This window comes from Shewanella sp. Sh95, from assembly GCF_001308045.1.
Classification (GTDB): Bacteria; Pseudomonadota; Gammaproteobacteria; order Enterobacterales; family Shewanellaceae; genus Shewanella; species Shewanella xiamenensis.
This window is the reverse complement of sequence record NZ_LGYY01000115.1, coordinates 1-21,246: the sequence shown is the minus strand read 5'-3', so window position 1 is coordinate 21,246 and position 21,246 is coordinate 1. Positions and strand designations below refer to the sequence as shown.

The following is a 21,246-nucleotide window of genomic DNA, read 5'->3' as shown; positions in this document are numbered from 1 at the left end:
AAAACAGCCATAATTCTATGCTGACACAAACAAACTGCTGCTAAATTGCTCAAGTGCGAGCAACCTAAGGGAGCTTAATGATGATTTGTATTGCCAACAGCGGCATTTACATCGATAGTCGCACACCTTTTTAGCAGTAAGGGTCATCATGGAGGAATATGAGTTTTAGCTATCGAACGGTAATAACTTTGCTGAGCATGATTATTTGCGCGAGCCTTATCAGGCTCGCGTTTTTTGCTATTCCTGAAAAAGAACAACCCACGTTAACGACAAAAGATATTCGCCAAGATCTCTATATTCTGCTCAATCAAATTGAACAACACTCCGCATTTTATGCGTTGGATCCACAACATAATGACAACCAACTCGAACGACTTGCTGGACTGATGACTGAGCAATACCAAGATCTTGTTCCTACAGAACGGTTCGCAGCGGAGCTTACAAAACTGCTTAACGCCTTAAAAGATCCTGGTGCTCAAGTTGCGAAGGTTGACAATAGTAGCGCCGACTTACCCTTAACACTGAGACCCGTCAACGAACAATGGCTTGCCTTAGACCATAAAAATAATCCTATTAGTGCCGAGTATCCTTTTATCACCCATATTGATGGCATCCCCTTAAGTAAGTGGATTTCTGCCAGCCAAGCCTATCTGTCAGAGCCTGCAAAAAATAGCCAAGAAATGCAGCTGATTTGGCTTAAACGACTCAACCTACTGCGGGAAGACTTAGGCTTAAGCATCAAACCTTATGTGATTATTAGTTTGATAAATGATGATTTGCAGACAACGCAGGTCACTATTGCCCTGCCTCCCCCTTCTAAAACGATAGTTAAACCGATTGAAGACGACACAGAGATAAGCTTTGAACGCCTACTCACTCAACTTGATGACTTAGGGCCGACTACGGTCTCAAAACCTGACTATTCACTAGAACAGATAAATCCAACCACGGCTCGACTCAAAATAGATGACCTCTATGCTTTTGAACTCGATAAAATACAACAAGAAGAATTACGTAAAGGTATGGAGCAACCATTACTGATTGTCGATCTCAGGCAAGCGAAGGGATTTAGTCCTAAGTTACTAACCATGCTCTCGCGTTATCAGGATATGCCCGCCATGGACATACCACCTCATTCAGCGGTCGAAAAAATCATGGGGTTTGCCCATTATCGACGCTCGCCAGAGCTTAGAAACGATTATTTAAAACCGTTGAATTTTAAACCGCTTGATGAACTTGAACTCAGCCCTGCGCGACTTAACGTGTTGACACGGCGGCTACCAACTATCGATAAAAGCCGATTTAGTCCTTGGTTTGTTCGCACCAAACCTGAAGTCCTCACCGAAGGCAATAATCGTCTTGCACTGCTTGTCAGTCCCTTGTGTAAACAAGAATGCGAGTGGATCGCCTACCGGACTAAAGCATGGTCGAGAGTGAATTTAATCGGCGAAAAAACCTCTGGAGATTTTGCCAGACAATATCAATTTACCTTGCCAAATAGTGACTTAGAGATTCGATTTAGTAGCTCTCTCACCTATGATGCTAAAGGCGAGTTGCTGTCGGGAAAAGGCACTGAGCCCGATATTTGGTTACCACAAAACAATGATATTGAATGGCAAGGACTCGTGAGTTTAGTTAAATCAGCCAAACCCAAAGCCGTAGATCCAACTAACGGTCGACAAACCAAATTAGCCCAATCTCATTAGGGCGTGTTGACGTTTCAGGGTTATTTTGCAGCAATTAGGCTGGCTTTTATTCAAGGCAAAGTCCGTGCAGTGTAGTTATTCTACATAAACGGACGAAAGCCAGCCAAATGCTGCCCGAAGGGTTCGTCTGGCAAGCCCTTGCTCTTACTTTCTGTCATAAGAGCCGCTCGTCATTTGAGTAAACTACACATCATTCCTCGTTTCGCGAGCTCGTGCTTACCAGAACGAACAAAATCTAATCTCGAAACGTCAACACGCCCTAGTAAAAAGCCAGCAATTTGCTGGCTTTAAAATGCGGTGGAGTGATAAGTTTATTTCTTATCGCTTGCCTTTGAGTTCATCACAGAGCCAAAAACCAGACCTTGTTTATTCACATCAAAGCTCATTTGCACGCGCATATTATAGTCTTTCAATGCTTGCAGCTCTTCAGGCACTGGTTCACCGGTCATTTCTAACAGCGTCAGCACTGGGGTAAACATCTTACCGTAGTCGGCTGACATGCTGTAAAGGCCATTGGCTGATGGTTTTTCGCTCGCCAGTTTATTGGCTAACGCTAAACCTTTATCCCCAGAGTAAACCACTAAGTGTTGTCCCTTAATCGCCAACATCGGTTTGATATTAAGTTCTGGCGGCAACATTAATAGTGGAGATAAATCAGTGGGTTCACCATTATCCGCGACTTGCAGTTCAGCCAACATAGGGGCAAAAGGCTTAACCATGTTGAATAACATTGAAGGATTATCAGCGGTTAAACTGATTAAGGCATCTAAACTTTCGAGTTTAGGCTCTTGATCCTGTGAACTCATCTTATAGTCGAGTAATGACACACTCAGGCCTTTAACACCATTAGCCATGCCGGTAAACATACCCAACATCGCAGGGCTTTGCTGGCTTAATTCAGCCTGTAGCTCGGCCAGAGGCGCGCAGGTCAACTGTGGCTTTTGTAGATCATCCCAAATCGCGGTGAGCGAAGGCGCTACTTCATTAACATCAATCCCAAGGCCCATCGAGAAAATAGTGCTGTTAATATCCGCTAAATGGGCAGGAATAAAGCCGCGCATTTTTTGTAATGCCGTTAAAATTGCTTGGTTTTTGCTTTCAATCACAAAAGAAGCCGCCATATGGCTTTCTTTTTCAGTCGACGTGAATGCGGTTAAACCTCCCACTGTGCGCGGCCAGTTAGCCGCAATCGCGGTTAACTCAGTGCGACATTCTGGTGTACGGATTTGCGCTAACGGATCTTCACCTTGGCTTTCTTCTGCTAAGAACTTGGTGAGCTGTTTAGCTAACATATTGCCATCTTGAGAGGTTATCGCTTTAACAATCTCAACATGGTTGATAAAGCTGATGCTATCGTCCATAAAACCATGGGTTTTAATGATCTCTTGCAACATGCCAGATGCGGCTAAAGATTGGGCGGGTTTCTTCAATCCTAAAGCCATTTCCAATACTTCAGGCTCGATAGAGGAAGCCGAGAATGTGACCGTTAAAATGCCATCTTTATGGGCAAATAATAGGTCAGCTTTATCAGTTGAACCTTCTTCGGCAAACGAATAAGCACGGTAGTCAATCCCTGCTAAAGTACGCTTTTCGTGGGTATAACCACTTTCTTGTTCGGCTTTATCCAGTACAGCCCAGAATGCATCAATTTGATTAATATCTGTTTTAAGAACAGGCACTACACCTAAGGTATAAAAATAAGGCTTGATCTCATTCGGTAAACCGAAAGTCTTAAGCAATGCGGTAGGATCTTTCATTCCATCCATATATTGCTTGTAAATACTCACAAAAAACTTAGCCATTGGGCTATCCAAATCGCCTAACTGAGCTAAGGAATCAGTTGAATATTGCTGGTAATTGCTAGAAATCGATTGCAGGTAGTTTTTCAGTGGAAACGGCTTTAACTGGCCAGTAAACACAGGGGTATCGGCTGGAATATAATCTAGCAAAGGATTGGCTGAAGCACTCGAGCTACTTCCGTGTTGAGTGTACCAATAAGCACCCGCCCCCGCTGCAATAATTGCCGCAGCAATAACAATCTTTTTCATCTAAAACTCCATTTAATTACCGTCAAAGTGACAAAAATAATACCGAAAGCACTGACCTTCGGCATTTAAATACTGACCTATTGTCATTCCTTATTACATCAACATTGCAAAATCAAAAGCTTATTATAACTAATCTTGAGAACGGATAAGCTAAGAAATAACGAATAGCAAATAAGAACTCATTAATATGCAAAAATCCGCGATAATCTACCATTAAAACGTCTTTGACGCTAATCGCGGCATGTGTCAGAAGCTTCCTATTTACTGGGCGCAATCGTTCGAAACCATCCTGTTACAGAAAAGCGTGGGCGCTTTGCAAACGGCGCGACAAATGAAACAGAGTGAGGATGGTGGACATCGAATAATGCCAAATTATTAAAGGTTGGCACCCAGGTATCAGTCAGCACACCTTTAGGAGTATAAAACTGCAGCAGCCCTCCCCAATCAGGATGCCATTCTGGAGTAAAGCCAAAAACAAAAGCAACTTTACGGCCCTCACTTTCCACAACATCATTATGTCTTGTTAAGAAATTCCCCTGAATATAACGACTCGCCTGCAGTGAGGCATAACAAATACCTTCAATACCCGTAATCGTTTGAATAAATTTAAACATGTCAGGGCTGTTAATAAAACGATGTAGCGATGTAAGTAATTCAGGTGAAGGCTTTCCATCTAAGCCTCCTACGAGATGACTTCCATATAAAAAACCAATCCCATTTGCAGCATTGTGTAATATTTTTTGCTGTAAATCTTTTTGAGCTTCAATCGGTAATTGGCGTATTTGTTGATCCGACACTCTCATTGGCTTATTGTCGACAAACATTGCATTATCAAAACTCACTTCACTAGCAAGTGTGTTAGCAATGACAGCTGCGGTTTCATTCTGCCAGACGTGTTGAATATTGATTTTTGCATCTCTAGCATATTCTTCACGCAGTGAAGCCATATCTCGCTCAAAATTAAACTCAAACATCGTTTATTCCTTGGATCATTCGAACGTCTAACACTCATCCTACTCATCAGAGATGCATAATTACAATTTAATAACAAAATCACAATCGCAAATTTATTGTGCCTCACCGACTTTTTTGAGTGTCACCTCACCTAACTGACGCATTTGCTTGCGGATCCAAGCGGAACGTTGTTCAACATAGGAAGAAGGGGGGGAGACTTTATAACGCCAAGGGTTTGGTAAAACTGCAGCCAATAATGACGCCTCATAACGAGTTAATTTAGCTGCACTCTTGCCAAAATAATGCTTTGCTGCCGCTTCGGCACCATAAATTCCCGGACCAAATTCAACAATATTCAGGTATACCTCAAGGATACGCGCCTTATCCCAAAACAGTTCCATTAACAGGGTAAACCACGCCTCTATGCCCTTACGGATAAAACTACGGCTCGACCACATAAACAGGTTTTTTGCCGCTTGCTGGCTTAAGGTACTGGCCCCACGAACCTTTTTACCTTTTTGATTGTATTCGATGGCCGAACTAATCGCGTCTAAATCAAAACCACTGTGGCCAGCAAACTTTTGATCTTCTGCGGCAATCACGGCTAATTGCAGTTCAGGGGAGATTTGCTCAAGCGAGCGCCATTGATGCCTAACCTCACTAATCGGTGCGGGCGGAAACAACGCCCGCTCTATTCGCCAACTCCACATCGGAGGATCGATAAAACGGAGTAGTACCACACTTAAAATAGAGGCGAAAAATAAACCCAAAACCAATTTGGCTAACCAAATAAATACACGCTTAACACCGCGCATCTTAGGCTTAGGGTTTGGATGATTAACTTGGGGACGATTGACATGATCGCGCATGGCATACAAAGGGGCGGTCATTTAATTATCCTCATCAATCACGCCATCCAAACTAACTATTAGTCTAAGAGATTTTTTGCTTACAGTAGAATAGCAAAGTGTAAGCCGATGATAGTAAGTCATAAACTACAAAAAACCGAGCTGAATTGAATAAGGAAGATAAATTAATGATGCCACAAATTTGGCTCAACCTCGGCAGCTTTGACCACAGCTGACCGAGGTGAAAATGACTGATTAACAAGCGCTAGCAAGTCAATCAAACTGCTGGATACTCGCAGCGGCGAGCAAGGTCCTTTGGAAGTGCTACTGTTTTCCGTCTCGTTATATCGTTACACAGCAAACTAAGCCCATAAATAACGATATTCAACAACTTAACTTGGCAAAATACCGACTAAGGTATATCTGCGCAGTAAACTCCCTCAAAACCATCTACGGGAACTTTGTAATATAGCTCAGAACATTCTAATGTGCATAACTCTGTGAGTAAAAATGTACAAAAATTTTATTCTCGGTGAAAAAGCCTAATCTAACTCTATGAAAACAAACTTTATCTGACTTTAATGACGCCAGAATGACACTCAAAACACTTTAACGGCAAAAGCGCTGCAAAATTAAGCAAAACATTCTTTTGGCGGCATAAAATAAAAAATGCCACAGGGAATACTGTGGCATTTTTCTATTTAATCAAATAGATGGTTATATTTCGTAATGCAAACCGCATTCGCGTTTTAAGCCATTAAAGCGGGTTTCTTCTTCAGTCATCCCTAATTCTAAGGGTTTACTCGAATGAGTATCCCCAACAGAAACATAACCTTGATCCCATAGAGGATGGTAAGGCAAGTCAAATTGCGTCAGATACAGATGCACATCTTTGTTCGACCACTCGATAATCGGCAGCAGCTTAAAGCGAGTCCCGTGGATAGCCAATATCGGTAACTCTTCGCGAGTGCTCGACTGGCTGCGGCGAAGTCCCGCAAACCAAGTACCGACTTCAAGTTCCGCCAAGGCACGTTGCATCGGCTCCACTTTATTGAGGCGATTATAACGTTCAAGACCCTCTAAGCCCTGCTCCCACAATTGGCCAAAGCGCGCCTCCTGCCATGCCGCCGTCATCGACGCTTGGTAGACCTTAAGGTTTAAGGATAAACGCTCGGTAAGCTGGTCAATAAACTGATATGTCTCAGGAAAGAGGTATCCAGTATCCGTTAAAATCACCGGAATATCCGATTGCACCTGACTCACCATATGCAGCATCACCGCCGCCTGGATCCCAAAACTGGATGACAGCGCGTGATTACCCGGCAAATAGGCTAAGCCCCAGAGCACTCGCTCTTGAGCCGTCAAGCCAGCTAAGAAGCGATTAATGCGTTCCAGTTCCGCTCGCTGCACATCCTTAGGCGCCGCCAGCAGCGCTTTAAGTTCGCTACTACTTACCACGCTCTGCAACGCGTTCGGCAAGCCGGAACCCGTTGCCCCAGAATCAAGATCAGCCATGGAAATCCTTAGCGGCATCGATAACCGCCTTCACTACGCCCGTGCGGACGGTGAAGTTACCAAAGGTTTCGCCTGCATTTCGCTCAATCGCGTAGCGGGCAAATAATGCATCCAATTCAGCAAGGATCTCAGCCTCTTGGATATTCTCTCTGTACATCTTATTCAGGCGAGTGCCTTCGAAGTTCGCCCCGAGATACAGGTTATAGCGCCCCGGCGCCTTACCCACAAGACCGATTTCGGCGGCAAATGGGCGGGCACAACCGTTTGGACAGCCTGTCATACGCACCACGATTGCTTGATCGCTAATGCCATTCTTTGCTTGGAGCGCATCAATATGGTCAATAAATTCAGGGAAATAACGCTCAGCTTCCGCCATTGCCAATGGACAAGTTGGCAAGGCCACACAGGCAATCGAATGACCACGGGTTTGTGTCAACACTTGGCCGAGTAGACCGTGTTTACGGGCAAGCCCTTCGATAGTCGCTTTATCCTCGGGCGCCACACCCGCGATAATCATATTCTGGTTTGAGGTCATACGGAAATCACCCTTGTGGATCTTAGCGATTTCACGCATACCAGTTTGTAAGCTCTTACCCGGCAAGTCTTTGATACGGCCGCTTTCGATAAACAGGGTTAAATGCCACTTACCATCGACACCTTCTACCCAGCCGTAACGATCGCCGCGATCGCCAATCACCACATCGCGCTTGGGTTCAAACTTAACGCCGGCACGGGCTTCCACTTCGGCCTTAAACTTTTCATAGCCATGGTCGACGATCGTGTATTTCAGGCGTGAACGCTTACGGTTGGTACGATTACCCCAGTCACGCTGCACTGTCATCACAGCTTCGGCAAACTTCATCACATCTTCGGTTTTAATAAAACCAAAGTCATCGGCTAAGCGTGGGAAGGTTTCTACCTCTCCGTGGGTCGAGCCCATGCCGCCACCTGCGGTCAGGTTAAAACCGACTAATTCGCCATTTTCAGCCACGGCAATAAAGCCTAAGTCGTTGGTGTAGACGTCAACATCGTTATCAGGCGGTACGGCCACGGCCATTTTAAACTTACGTGGTAAGTAGGTTTTGCCATATACAGGTTCTACGGTTTCGTCTTCTGTAGTCAGTAATTTCTCTTCGTCTAACCAAATCTCGGCGTAAGCACGAGTGTGCGGCAGCAGGTGATCAGACAGCTTTTTCGCCACTTCATAGGCCTGCGCATGCAGCTTAGATTCCACCGGATTGGGGTTACACATCACGTTACGGTTAACGTCACCACAGGCGGCGATAGAATCCAATGCTTCACGATCCAAGCCTTGGATAATGGTCTTCAGGTTACGCTTTGGAATGCCGTGGTATTGGAACGTCTGACGCGTCGTTAAACGAATGCTGTTAGAGCTGGTGAGCGTCGAGGCAATTTCATCTACGCCTAACCATTGCTTAGGCGTACACACACCTCCAGGCACACGGGCACGTAACATAAAGCTATATAAAGGTTCGAGTTTTTGCTCTTTACGCTCGTTACGCAAATCACGGTCATCCTGCTGATAGAAGCCGTGGAATTTGATCAATTGCTGATCGCCGTCGCTAAAACTGCCCGTCACCGAGGAATCTAACCCCTCTTTAATGGTGCCACGCAGATAATCACTGTCGGTCTTTAGGTATTCGTTTAATGCTAACTTTTGCTCACTCATGGCAACTGCCTCTTAAAATTCGGTCGGCGGCAGTATCTCAGTGGATACTGCTCTCTATCTTTGGGCTCGATTAATTAGTACACGTCTTTTTGGTAACGTTTATGACTGCGCAGGGTCTCGAAATATTCTTCCGCCGCCTCGCTCGACAGTCCGCCAAACTCCACCGCAACCCCAAGTAAGGCTTGGTGTACGTCTTTAGCCATACGCTCGGCATCACCACAAATATAAAGATGCGCGCCGTTTTGCAGCCATTGCCACAGGGCTTGCCCCTGCTCTTTAATGCGGTGCTGCACGTAAATCTTATGGGCTTGATCCCGTGAAAATGCCACATCGATACGGGTTAAATCGCCGTTTTTCAGATACTGTTGCCACTCAGTTTGATACAGGAAGTCCTGCTCAAAATGCGGGTTGCCGAAGAATAACCAGTTATCGCCCTCAGCGCCTTGTGCCACGCGCTCCTGCATAAAGGCGCGAAACGGCGCAACCCCGGTGCCAGGACCAATCATGATGACCGGCGTTTGTGGATCTTCAGGTAAACGGAAATGCTTATTCGGTTCAACATACACTTTTACTTCGGCGCCTTCCTGCGCCGAGGCTAAGAAGTGAGAAGCACCGCCAAAACGCGTTTGCCCTTGATGTTCATCTTCCACCAATGCCACGGTTAAATGCACTTCCGTATCAACCTCACTCTGACTCGAGGCGATGGAGTAAAGTCTTGGCGTTAATGGGCGTAATAATTCCACTAACTTGTTTGCATCGAGATTAGCGTCAGGCTTGAGCTTGTAATTAGCCACTAAGTCTGCAAACTGATGATGTAAGATAAACTGACGAACCTGCTCTTTATCTTCGCTAATAGCAAGTAGCTCAGGACTTGCGGACAACTCGGCCCAAGTTTTGACTAAACCAGGATACAACTGCGTCAGTTCTTTCTTCTCGATCAAGGCTTGCTTGAGGCTGATTGACTCATTAGCGACAGTCACCTTGGCATCGGCCGCTAACCCTAAGCCCGCCAAAATCTCATCGACTAAAGTTTCGCTATTGCTAAACCACACCCCAAGGGCATCACCGACTTCATAGCGTAAGCCTGATTCACCTAAATCAATTTCAACGTAGCGCACATCTCTGTCTGAACCGCGTCCGGTGATCTTTTGGCTCACCAACACTTCGGCACTGTAAGGGTTTTGCTTAGTAAATTCGCTCTCGCTGGCAACTTGCGCCGAAGTTGAATTAATTTCATTCAGTGCCACCACATTAGCCGTGGTTTGAATGAGTGGCTTAACCGCAGTAAGCACATCGGCGTGCCACTGTCCGGCCGCAGCATCATAGTCCACATCACACTCAACCAACGGCAATAAGGCTTTAGCGCCTAATGCCGAAAGCCGCGCATCAAAGTCTTTACCGGTTTGGCAGAAGAACTCATAGCTCGAATCACCCAAAGCCAACACTGAGTAATGTAAGTTGTTTAATTGAGGTGCGCGTTTTGATGCTAAAAACTTATGTAATTCAATCGCATCATCCGGCGCTTCACCTTCACCATGGGTACTGACCACCAGCAATAACAAAGTTTCTTGCTTGAGCTGGCGCACATTGTATTCACCCATGGAGGCTAAATTCACGCTATAGCCCTGTGCTTTAGCCTTTTCGGCCAAGGCTTTGGCAATGCCACGACCATTGCCGGTTTGGCTGCCATAGAGAATAGTTACAGTCTGCGCTGCCTGTGTATCAGACACTGGCACTAGCTGGGCTTGATTCCCTCCCGCATTGGCCGTTGCGGCTAAATAACCACTCACCCAAGCAAGTTGCACGGCATTTAATTCCGCGGTGAGTTGTTTCAGCTTGTCGACCTGCGGTTGCGACAGGGGTGAAGCCAGTGATGAAAGTTCTTTTAACAACATGAGACGGCCCTATGACAGTGTAATACCCAGCAGATTAACGTGGATTTGGAAAAGCAAAAAAGAATAAAATTTGATTTTTAATTCCATTTTGGAATATACAAAGTGCAAAAATTAAGCTACAAAAGTGTGCACTGGTTAAAACTTTTTGATACGACCAGTGCAGAATCGACTAGCTTGAGCAATATGCGCTTGTGTCAAACCAAAGTATTGCCACAATGGTACGAGCCTGCAGTACAGTGACCTTTTGTTGCTCGCTAAGAAGTTTGTTTTAAAAAACAAATTTTATACCAAGTTTGAATGCGCTAACTAACTGCCACAACTGAATAGACGAGTTCATTCTTATCGCGGCCTAGCCCTACCTAGGTTTAGCTCAAGGGAAGCACTCAGGCGGAACGATTATATAAACCATCAGGGAGTAATCATGCAGATTGGAATACCGAGAGAGAGTCTCGTCGGTGAAACTCGGGTCGCCGCGACTCCAGCCACCGTCGAACAGCTTAAAAAGCTCGGCTTTGAAGTTGTTGTTGAGGCCAATGCTGGCTTACTGTCTAGCTTTGACGATGCCGCCTTTGAAGCAGCTGGCGCGAAGATCACGACAGAGGTTTGGCAAGCGGATCTGATTTTTAAAGTCAATGCACCGACCGATGCTGAAATTGCGCAAATTAAAGAAGGCGCGACCTTAATCAGCTTCATCTGGCCCGCTCAAAATGCTGAGTTGGTCGAGAAACTGTCTAAACGCAACATCAATGTGATGGCGATGGACATGGTGCCACGTATTTCCCGTGCCCAATCCCTCGATGCTCTCTCTTCTATGGCAAATATCGGCGGTTATCGCGCCGTTGTTGAAGCCGCGCACCACTTTGGCCGTTTCTTTACCGGACAAATTACCGCCGCAGGTAAAGTCCCTCCGGCCAAAGTGCTGGTGATTGGTGCCGGTGTGGCAGGCCTTGCAGCCATTGGTACCGCAGGTTCTTTAGGGGCTATCGTTCGCGCCTTCGACACGCGTTTAGAAGTGGCCGAACAAATCGAATCCATGGGTGGCCAGTTCCTAAAGCTGGACTTCACCAATGAAGATGGCAGCTCATCGGACGGTTACGCTAAAACCATGTCGGACGAGTTTATCGCTGCCGAAATGGCGCTATTTGCCGAGCAAGCCAAAGAAGTCGATATCATCATTACCACTGCGCTGATCCCAGGCCGTCCTGCACCTAAGCTCATCACCAAAGCCATGGTCGACAGCATGAAGAGCGGCTCTGTGATTGTCGATATGGCAGCACAAGCGGGCGGTAACTGTGAATACACCCAGCCTGGCGAACTCTTTGTCACTGAGAATGGCGTCAAAGTCATCGGCTTTACCGATCTTCCCGGCCGCTTGCCTGCACAATCGTCTCAGCTTTACGGCACTAACTTAGTCAACCTGATGAAGTTAATGTGTAAAGAGAAAAACGGTATTGCCAGCATCAGCTTCGATGATGTGGTCATGCGCAACATGACAGTCGTGAAAGAAGGCGAAGTCACCTTCCCGCCACCACCTATTTCGGTGTCAGCTGCCCCTGCGAAACCTACCGCTAAGGTGGAAGTGAAATCTGCCCAAACCAAAGCGCCTTCAAAACTCAAGTATATTCTCGCCGCCTTGGGTGCTGCGGGGTTTGCCGCAGTGGCCTCCGTCGCGCCAGCCGAGTTTTTATCCCACTTTACGGTATTTATTCTGTCCTGCGTGGTGGGCTATTACGTGGTGTGGAACGTGTCCCACTCACTGCATACGCCTTTGATGTCAGTGACTAACGCGATTTCAGGCATTATCGTGGTCGGTGCTTTGCTGCAAATTGGTCAAGGCTCAACCTTGGTCACTGTGTTGGCGTTTATCGCCGTGCTGATCGCCAGTATTAACATCTTCGGCGGTTTTACCGTCACTCAGCGCATGCTGAAGATGTTCCGTAAGGATTAAGGGGGTATAACGTGTCTCAAGGACTGGTAACAGCAGCTTACATCATTGCCGCCGTGCTCTTTATCTTCAGTCTCGCTGGATTGTCGAAACAAGAAACGGCCAAACACGGCAATTTATTTGGTATCACAGGTATGGCTATCGCCCTACTGGCGACCATTTTTAATCCAGACACCAGCGGTGTCGCGTGGATTATTGTCGCCATGGTGATTGGTGGTGCCATCGGCGTGCGTTTAGCACTTAAAGTCGAAATGACGGAAATGCCTGAGCTCGTCGCGGTGCTCCACAGTTTTGTGGGTATGGCCGCAGTGTTAGTGGGCTTTAACAGCTTTATCGACTTACATCCAGAACAAGTATCACAAGTGGTTGTGGCCGTGGGCGGGGATATGAATTCCACTCTCGCAGCCGTGCAGAATGCGCTGAGCGAAGCGGCAAAAGCGGCTGAAAACGCGCATATGACTGGCGCTATGCTCAACATTCACTTAGTGGAAGTCTTCCTCGGGATCTTTATCGGCGCGGTAACCTTTACCGGTTCTATCGTCGCATTTGGTAAATTACGCGGATTAATTTCATCTAAACCGTTGATGTTGCCACATCGCCATAAGCTAAACCTCGCTGCGGTATTGGTATCACTTGGCCTGTTAGTGTACTTCGTGCAAACCGGTGGCACTATGCCAGCTCTACTGTTGATGACACTTATCGCCTTCGCCTTTGGCTGGCACTTAGTGGCTTCTATCGGTGGTGCAGATATGCCGGTTGTGGTCTCAATGCTGAACTCCTACTCAGGTTGGGCGGCAGCGGCGGCGGGCTTTATGCTGTCAAACGATCTGCTGATAGTAACAGGTGCGCTCGTGGGTTCATCGGGTGCGATTCTGTCTTACATCATGTGTAAGGCGATGAACCGCTCGTTTATTTCGGTTATCGCAGGTGGATTTGGTACCGATGGTGTAGCCTCCTCTGGTGATGAAGAAATGGGCGAATACCGCGAAACCAACGCCGAAGATGTGGCGGATATGCTGAAAAATGCCTCTTCCGTTATCATCACCCCTGGCTATGGTATGGCAGTGGCACAGGCGCAATATCCAGTGGCTGAAATCACCCAAAAACTGCGTGACCGCGGCGTAAAAGTACGCTTTGGTATTCATCCGGTAGCGGGTCGTTTACCTGGCCATATGAACGTACTCTTGGCCGAAGCCAAAGTTCCGTACGATATCGTGCTTGAAATGGACGAAATCAACGAAGACTTTAGCGATACAGACGTAGTGCTGGTGATTGGCGCGAACGACACAGTCAACCCTGCGGCGATGGAAGACCCGGGCAGCCCAATTGCGGGCATGCCAGTGCTCGAAGTGTGGAAAGCGCAAAACGTGATTGGCTTTAAACGCTCAATGAACACGGGTTATGCGGGTGTACAAAACCCTCTGTTCTTCAAAGACAATACCCAAATGTTGTTCGGCGATGCTAAGGCCAGTGTTGAAGCGATTTTAAAAGCGCTGTAATCCGTTTAAGCACTGAATCACTCGATACAAAACTCAACGGGAGCCATTGGCTCCCTTTGCTTTTTTAGAGGGTTTTATTGCGCTAGGCTTCACATACTTTTAAGCCTACTCAGCTAGTCTCTGCGCAGTTTATCGCTTCAGGTAAAAGGAAATATCATGCTGCTTGGATTATTTATGCTGTCGGCAATATTAATCAAAACGTCGTTATTAGGACTGGGTTGGATATCAATTGGTATCGGCGTTGGGGGTTATCTTTTTTGCCGTTTTTACCACATTAATCTTGCAGACCTACTGGTCAAAAAATTTAGACGGCTTTTTATCAGTGGGGCGATATTGCATCTGCTGCTGTATCTCGGCCTTATCGTAAAACTCTTCCTGATCGATAGCCTAGAGGATATTCCGGCCTTTTTAATCAGTCATTTAGTATTCCATCATGCACTCTGCGCACTCATTGCAGCCGCCCTTACCTTTATGGCGATTGGCGTTTACCTTAGCCAGCAAAAGCTAAAGCAGGCAAATATCACTTCCCCCATCGCGAACTAATTTAGCCCCTAAAAACCAAAAGGAGCCACAAGGCTCCTTTTGATAGCAATTCATTTTTGATTATGCCGCTTTAGCAATATCAAAATTAGATAACAACATCACAGCTGTACGGCCGAGTAAATGATTGATGGTACGATCGCCCACTAATCCTAATTCTGCAATGGCTTGCTGACGTGCAGTGCTTACCGCTCTAAACAGAGTGATTTCATTATTGGTGCCGCCGCAGAGGCTGAAGAATAATCTTAACACTGCGCGGTAATGCTCTTCTTGCATCGCTTGCATCCAAGAGGTTTCTAGCGCTTCTTGGCTAGAGAAGTCGAGCGCAGCAACAAAAAGATTGCCAATACGGCTGTCTAAGCGAATTAAAAAGTCGTTCTTCCGCGGAAAGTGGTGACTAATACCTGTGCGGCTAATCCCCGTTGCTTCAGATAACGTGGTATAAGACATTGTCTCAAAGCCAATAGTCAAAATTTGTCTTAACGCTTCATCCATAATCTGATTGATGGTCTGCTCAGTCTGTACTCGCGAGCGCTTAGCCATAATAAAGTCTCCCACTGTTCTTTTTGTGGGATAGAGCTTACCAAAGCCTTTCAGGGATTACTGCTGTTTAAAAACGTGAAACAAGTGTATTTCACTTTTGTTCAGCTAGGGTTCAGTTTTAAACGAAGGATTTCATCGCTTTTGTTTACATATTTATAACATTGAATTTTGTACTAACCAGTCGTGTGCTTTTTGCTCCCCCATTAACAATGTTAGGGTAGGCGTTAAATAACGTCCAAGATCGGATTTACGCCAAAACAGGTATTCTGGCAGGGGTTGTAGCACGGTATCACTAAAAGTTCGTTGTATTAAACTCGAATATTCGCGCAAAACCTGCGGTTCAATTTGTACCATTTGAGGATAAAAATCGGCTACAAAATCACGATAGTGAGTATATTGAACGACTTGAGTGACCTGATATTTATTTAACACCTGTATCATCATTGGTGTCGTCCAGTGTGACATATATTGCGAACTTGTAAGCGCCGCTAGGTTGCGCCGATGATACTGCTGCCAAGCTAAATCAAAATTGCCTTTAGCATTGGCAATACACCAGATGAGATAGAGATCCGCTAACCATTCATGCTGATAAGGTGTTAATTCCTTAGGTAATAAACTCCCCTGCAACGCCAAGTTTTCAAGGTGGCCTAGTTCATGCCAAAGGGTTAATTGTGCTTGTTCTTTTAGATCTAATTGGTAGGTAATACCATCAATATTGGCCAGTTGGATCTCTGGTGTTTCTTGCTCATTGACGAGTATTAGGCCGGAGAAATGACTATCTTCAACAGGTAATACCATGGCACTGCGAAGCCCAAGCTCTGTTTTAAACTGAGCCTCGCTGTGGGGGAGCTGTTCACGAACCTGAGGTGGAAATGTTGCCAGACACAGACTCAATTGCGCTAAAGGACAAAGTAACGCCTGCTTATCGGCAATAGGCACCCAAGTTAAGCTTGATATCAGAGTCAGTGCAATTAAACTCACTGTTTTGCCATGATATTTTGGATAATCGCCGTAGTAGAGATGCCGTCTTCAAATCCCAACACTTGCACTTGGCCGCCCGCAGCAATGACCTCGGCGCCACCCGCAATATCTTCAACCTTATAATCACCACCTTTCACTAAAAGATCCGGTAGTAATCTGGCGATGATCCGTTGTGGTGTATCTTCACTAAAAGGCACCACCCAATCGACGGCGGCTAATCCTGCCAACACCGCCATACGTCTATCCACTTGATTAACTGGGCGACCTTCGCCTTTTAAGCGTTTGACTGAGGCATCGTCATTCACGGCCACGATCAATCTGTCGCCTAAGGCTTTGGCTTGCTTGAGGTAACTGACGTGTCCCGCGTGCAAAATATCGAAGCAACCGTTGGTCATCACCACTCGTTCACCACGTAATTTGGCTTGCTCTAGGGCGTAAGCAAGTTGATCTTCACTCACCACCCCAAAACCAGACTCACCGTGATGCAGTGCTAGGGCCTCAATCAACTCAATACGAGAAACCGTAGAAGTACCCAGTTTACCCACCACAACTCCTGCGGCGGTATTGGCAATAGCGCACGCCTGCGGTAACTCAGCACCTGCGGCTAGAGACGTCGCTAAAGCTGAAATCACAGTATCGCCAGCACCCGTTACGTCATACACCTCACGGGCGACTGTTGGGATGTGTAATTCAGGGGCATTGGCCGTCACTAAGGTCATACCTTTTTCAGAGCGAGTGACTAAGATAGCGTCGAACTGGTACTTGTTCAGTAATCCGCGAGCCTTTTCGAGTAGATCTGCTTCAGAGGTTACCGCGCCAACCACGGCCTCAAATTCACTCATATTCGGTGTGATGAGCGAGGCGCCATGATAACGGCTAAAATCGGAACCCTTAGGGTCAACTAGTACTTTTACGCCTTTGGAACGAGCCAGCGCGATAAAATCCTGCGGCTTATCGATAGCGCCCTTCGCATAATCCGATAGCACTACCACATCGACCGAATCGAGTAAGGCTTCAGACTGCTTAAGTAAGCGCGCACTATCCTGCTTATCGAAGGACTCTTCAAAGTCGAGGCGAATAAGCTGTTGATTGCGCGATAACACCCTAAGCTTGGTAATGGTCGGTTTGTCGGTAATTTTCAACCATTGTGGTTCAACCCCAAGTGCTTGTACGCCAAGCGTTAACGCCTTAGCCGTATCATCATCGCCCACTAAGCCCGCCAATTGCACTTGGCCACCTAAGGTCGCGATATTTAGCGCCACGTTTGCCGCGCCGCCCGGTCTATCTTCGACTTGGTTAATTTTCACCACGGGCACTGGCGCCTCGGGGGAAATACGTCCCGTAGGCCCAACCCAGTAGCGATCTAACATCACATCGCCGACGACTAACACTTTGGCTTTTTCAAATGCTGGCAGAGAAACCTTCATAGCGCTCTTATCAGTTGCAGAAATTAAACCGTGATTGTACCTAATTTTCAGCAAAAGATGAGTTAGAATAAGCAGTAATTTTCAAAAGTAGTGAGTATTTTTGTGGTCGAGAAAGCTGAGTTTTCATCATCTTTATATCATCCGAAACACTGGCCCATGTGGTTTGGGGTGTTAGTGATGCGGATTACCCAAGTGTTGCCTCTATCATGGCAGATGAAATTAGGCAAAGGCATGGGCCGATTAGTCAAGGCACTTGCGGCCAGTAGAACCCATACCGCGCGCCGAAATTTAACCCTCTGCTTCCCGGATATGCCAGAGGCCGAGCGAGAAGCGCTCCTCACCCGTAACTTTGAAGAAACGGGCAAAGCGATTTTCGATACCATTAATGCTTGGTGGTGGTCTGATGAAAAAATCCAACAGCACATGCAGATAACCGGCAAAGAGTACGTTCAAGACACCTTGAACGCTGGCCATGGCGTCATCCTGTTTGCAGTACATTGCCTACCGCTGGAAATGGGCGCGCGTATTTTTGGTCAGTTCCAACCCGGTGTTGGGGTGTACCGCCCACATAACAATCCCGTGATGGAATACCTGCAGGTCAAAGGCCGCCTACGCTCAAACAAAGCCTTAGTATCTAAACGCGATCTACGCCAGATGGTGCGTTGTTTACGTAACCCCGATGTGATTTGGTATACCGCTGACCAAGACTTTGGCCGCTCTAGTGCAGTGTTTATTCCCTTCTATGCCGTGCCAGATGCCGCCACTATTACTGGCGCAACCACGCTGGCAAAGTTAGGTAAGGCCAAGGTATTACCCTTCTTTGTTGAACGCACAGAAGGAGATACAGGCTACCGGATTGAAATCATGCCTCCATTAGATAATTTCCCAGGTGAAGACGAAGTCGCCGATGCCATCCGTGGTAACAAAATTATTGAACAGATTATCGATAAAAATCGTGCTCAATATATGTGGCTCCATCGCCGCTTTAAGACGCGCCCTGATCCAACGGATAAGTCCTTATATAAGTAAGCTTTTGGTTAATCATATCGAGATAAACGCTTAAAAGAGAATACAAAATGCCAAGCAATCGCTTGGCATTTTGTTTATATCTTTCTGCCTAAGGCATCTTGTAGAGCTCTAAGCGCTTAAACATGGTAGTTAAGCACAACACTTAAACCAGATTAAGCCTCCGCCGGTAAGCGAATACCCACATTGGTGACTTTGCCTTCATAGAGTCCCGCAACGACCCAATGGAGTGATTGCCATTGAAACTGGTCCCCAAGTACTGGATGCGCACCTAGCTCTAAAGCAACTAAATCAGCTACAGTCATGCCGCCAGTTTCATCGTCTAATGTTAAGCCATAGATAGGTGCAAGATCCGCCAATTTAACCTCGGTATCGATAAAGAAGTCACCAAAGAAACGTGGAACCTCCTTGGTTTCAGGGGCTTGGCTAAAGAGGTTACTCAATGCTTCAAGGCTCTTTTCCTGCCCGAGTACGCACAGAATATCACCCGCCTCTAAGCACGTACTTCCCGAAGGATGCAATAACCTGTTATTGCGAAATACTGCCGCAATGCGAGTACCATCGGGCATTGCTAAGCGTTTTAGCGGTTCACCAATACACCACTTACTTTCACTCAAACGATAGACAAACACTTCCCATTCGCTGCTCGGGTAAATTTCAACCCCCGAACGCGAAACGGGCAAAGGCTTTGGGGGCAATTCTACCTTTGCTAAGCGTGCAGCCGTAGTGAGTGACGCCCCTTGGACTAGCAGAGAGACTAACACCACAAAAAAGGCCAAGTTAAAATACAATTGTGCCCCAGGAAGCCCGGCCATCATTGGGAATACCGCTAAAATAATCGGCACGGCGCCACGAAGCCCGACCCAAGAGATAAACCAGCGGTCACGGCTGCTAAAACTCTTAAAGGGCAGCAAACTGAGCCATACCGCTAAAGGTCTGGCAAACAGGATCATCCCAAAGGCCAGTGCTAAGCCCGGCAGCCAAATATCTAATAGATCCGAGGGGGTTAGGAGTAGTCCCAAGACGAGAAACATGCCGATTTGACTCACCCAAGTCATTCCATCCAATACGTTTAATATCGCATGACGTCCACGAGTTGGCTTATTACCGAGGAATAGGCCAACTAAGTAAATCGACAGAATGCCACTGCCACCTAGCTTGTTCGATGCAGCGTAAATAATAAGGCCGCCACTGAGCACGAGAATCGAATATAGACCTTCAGCGAGTTGACTTAAGTTCACCAATTTCCATAGCAGCCAGCCACCACCCAAGCCTAATAAAATTCCCAGCCCAAATTGTTTAATAAAGCTAATCAGCATAAAGCTTGCAGATAGCTCGGCATCGACATTGCCGAGAATGGCAATCAAGGTGACAGTTAAAAATACCGCCATAGGGTCGTTACTACCCGATTCGATTTCCAGCGTTGCTCCAACCCGCTCATTAAGGCTGCGTCCCTTTAACAGTGAGAATACCGCCGCCGCATCGGTAGAGCCGACAATCGCTCCCACAAGCAAACCTTGTAGCCAATGTAAGTCAAATAGCCACGCAGCCATAATGCCTGTGATACTGGTGGTGATCGCCACCCCAAAGGTTGCCAAGGATAACGCAGGCCACAGTGCGACCCTGAAGCTCGCGACCCGAGTGCGCATACCGCCATCGAGCAAAATAATGGCTAAGGCTAAGTTACTGACAAGATAAGCGGTTGAATAATCATCGAAGAGAATACCGCCGGGACCATCTTCACCAGCAAGAATACCTACGGCGAGGAAAATTAATAAGATAGGAATCCCAAGACGGGATGACATGGGACTAAGCAAAACACTCACGGCAGTAAGTAAGGCACCGATCAGAAAAAAACTATTGATGGAATCTGCATCCACACATGCCTCCTTAAATGCTGCTGGCTCAGCTAAACGATAGCAAAAACACCTAGATTAAAAATGACTCAATTAAAAATTTCAGTGTTTCTATACTAGCATAAAAAATGCAGATTATTGGAGTTTTAAATATTAAATTTCAATCATCTACACTAAAATAATCATCAACAGTAACTTTAGGCTAATTTTCAGATAAAAACACATAAAAAGACAAATACAACCAGAACATCAAACCATAAGCATAAATAAAATAAAGCTTATATTTATCAAGTTCTTTAAAAAATAAATCCGACACAAACTTTCCATTTTTAATCAAAAAAATATCGGTAACCATCTAAAAAGACACCATATCGATAAAAACACACACCTAACTATATTTATCGCCGCAATACCTTGAAAGAGCACATTAAATTGAATAGTTCATTGGCTTTGTTTCCTAAATCGATTCAGCGAACAAAGCCCCTCATAATCGTCTAAATATCAAACTACACGGTAAGTTACAGGCATGCCTAGCCCTGTAAGCTTGTTCAAAGCCTTTATCATCGCGTAAGTTTCTCCCACCTGACCGTTATAATTTCGCAGGCTCAATCTACCACCAAGTAATTGCTTTACCCTGTACATGGCAGTTTCTGAGATTGACCGCCGATGATAACCATACCGTTTTTTCCACTGCTTATTTGAACCATAAAGCTGTTGCCAACTGACCGCTAAGTTACGCGGATGTCCGTGTTCCCAGAGTGCAGCACCTTCCC

The 21,246-nt window shown here is 46.2% G+C and carries 15 protein-coding genes and 1 pseudogene; 5 read left to right on the top strand and 11 right to left on the bottom strand.

The window, feature by feature from the left end; genetic code table 11:
• Positions 1–158: 158 nt before the first annotated feature.
• Entirely contained in the window at positions 159–1,706 is a 1,548-nt protein-coding gene (locus AEA42_RS08625) for a S41 family peptidase (RefSeq protein WP_047532775.1), read from the top strand.
• Positions 1,707–2,017: 311 nt separating this feature from the next.
• Here AEA42_RS08625 and AEA42_RS08620 read toward each other — a convergent pair whose 3' ends face one another.
• The 6 genes from AEA42_RS08620 to AEA42_RS08595 all read right to left on the bottom strand — a co-directional run bounded on the left by AEA42_RS08620 (position 2,018) and on the right by AEA42_RS08595 (position 10,656).
• Positions 2,018–3,754, bottom strand: a complete 1,737-nt coding sequence (locus AEA42_RS08620) for a hypothetical protein (protein WP_055647520.1) — start codon at positions 3,752–3,754, stop codon at positions 2,018–2,020.
• A gap of 257 nt (positions 3,755–4,011) precedes the next feature.
• Positions 4,012–4,728 (bottom strand): 2OG-Fe(II) oxygenase family protein, encoded by a 717-nt coding sequence (locus tag AEA42_RS08615; RefSeq protein WP_055647519.1) that lies wholly within the window; start codon positions 4,726–4,728, stop codon positions 4,012–4,014.
• A 93-nt stretch (positions 4,729–4,821) separates the two neighbouring features.
• On the bottom strand, positions 4,822–5,598 hold the full coding sequence (mtgA, locus tag AEA42_RS08610; protein WP_037426089.1) for a monofunctional biosynthetic peptidoglycan transglycosylase: 777 nt from the start codon (positions 5,596–5,598) through the stop codon (positions 4,822–4,824).
• 675 nt (positions 5,599–6,273) lie between these two features.
• The gene (locus AEA42_RS08605) at positions 6,274–7,071 is read right to left on the bottom strand and encodes a phosphoadenylyl-sulfate reductase (protein WP_055647518.1); all 798 of its coding nucleotides are present in this window, start codon (positions 7,069–7,071) and stop codon (positions 6,274–6,276) included.
• Positions 7,064–8,761 carry an assimilatory sulfite reductase (NADPH) hemoprotein subunit gene (cysI, locus tag AEA42_RS08600; RefSeq protein ID WP_055647517.1) on the bottom strand — a complete coding sequence of 566 codons (1,698 nt, stop codon included), beginning with the start codon at positions 8,759–8,761 and terminating at the stop codon, positions 7,064–7,066. The genes AEA42_RS08605 and cysI overlap by 8 nt, the downstream gene beginning before the upstream one ends.
• A gap of 74 nt (positions 8,762–8,835) precedes the next feature.
• Complete coding sequence (locus tag AEA42_RS08595; protein ID WP_055647516.1) at positions 8,836–10,656, bottom strand: assimilatory sulfite reductase (NADPH) flavoprotein subunit; 1,821 nt, start codon at positions 10,654–10,656, stop codon at positions 8,836–8,838.
• A 421-nt stretch (positions 10,657–11,077) separates the two neighbouring features.
• Here AEA42_RS08595 and AEA42_RS08590 point away from each other — a divergent pair, with 421 nt between their 5' ends.
• The 3 genes from AEA42_RS08590 to AEA42_RS08580 all read left to right on the top strand — a co-directional run bounded on the left by AEA42_RS08590 (position 11,078) and on the right by AEA42_RS08580 (position 14,643).
• Positions 11,078–12,604: a Re/Si-specific NAD(P)(+) transhydrogenase subunit alpha gene (locus tag AEA42_RS08590; protein WP_037426080.1), complete on the top strand. Its 1,527-nt coding sequence runs from the start codon at positions 11,078–11,080 to the stop codon at positions 12,602–12,604.
• A gap of 11 nt (positions 12,605–12,615) precedes the next feature.
• Complete coding sequence (gene pntB / locus AEA42_RS08585) at positions 12,616–14,100, top strand: Re/Si-specific NAD(P)(+) transhydrogenase subunit beta (RefSeq protein ID WP_037421695.1); 1,485 nt, start codon at positions 12,616–12,618, stop codon at positions 14,098–14,100.
• 156 nt (positions 14,101–14,256) lie between these two features.
• Positions 14,257–14,643, top strand: a complete 387-nt coding sequence (locus AEA42_RS08580; RefSeq protein WP_047539585.1) for a hypothetical protein — start codon at positions 14,257–14,259, stop codon at positions 14,641–14,643.
• Positions 14,644–14,703: 60 nt separating this feature from the next.
• On the opposite strand, the gene AEA42_RS08575 is transcribed toward AEA42_RS08580, so the two are convergent.
• From AEA42_RS08575 to hldE, 3 genes are all read right to left on the bottom strand, one after another.
• Positions 14,704–15,183, bottom strand: a complete 480-nt coding sequence (locus AEA42_RS08575; RefSeq protein ID WP_037421701.1) for a TetR family transcriptional regulator — start codon at positions 15,181–15,183, stop codon at positions 14,704–14,706.
• A 153-nt stretch (positions 15,184–15,336) separates the two neighbouring features.
• The gene (locus AEA42_RS08570) at positions 15,337–16,164 is read right to left on the bottom strand and encodes a hypothetical protein (RefSeq protein ID WP_055647515.1); all 828 of its coding nucleotides are present in this window, start codon (positions 16,162–16,164) and stop codon (positions 15,337–15,339) included.
• Positions 16,161–17,591: a bifunctional D-glycero-beta-D-manno-heptose-7-phosphate kinase/D-glycero-beta-D-manno-heptose 1-phosphate adenylyltransferase HldE gene (hldE, locus tag AEA42_RS08565; protein WP_055647514.1), complete on the bottom strand. Its 1,431-nt coding sequence runs from the start codon at positions 17,589–17,591 to the stop codon at positions 16,161–16,163. The genes AEA42_RS08570 and hldE overlap by 4 nt, the downstream gene beginning before the upstream one ends.
• A gap of 102 nt (positions 17,592–17,693) precedes the next feature.
• Here hldE and AEA42_RS08560 point away from each other — a divergent pair, with 102 nt between their 5' ends.
• Positions 17,694–18,620 (top strand): LpxL/LpxP family Kdo(2)-lipid IV(A) lauroyl/palmitoleoyl acyltransferase, encoded by a 927-nt coding sequence (locus AEA42_RS08560; RefSeq protein ID WP_082389625.1) that lies wholly within the window; start codon positions 17,694–17,696, stop codon positions 18,618–18,620.
• Positions 18,621–18,772: 152 nt separating this feature from the next.
• On the opposite strand, the gene AEA42_RS08555 is transcribed toward AEA42_RS08560, so the two are convergent.
• Positions 18,773–20,497: a potassium/proton antiporter gene (locus AEA42_RS08555; RefSeq protein WP_037421709.1), complete on the bottom strand. Its 1,725-nt coding sequence runs from the start codon at positions 20,495–20,497 to the stop codon at positions 18,773–18,775.
• Between the two features lie 477 nt (positions 20,498–20,974).
• A pseudogene (locus tag AEA42_RS08550) lies at positions 20,975–21,246 on the bottom strand (IS5/IS1182 family transposase); the annotation flags it as partial.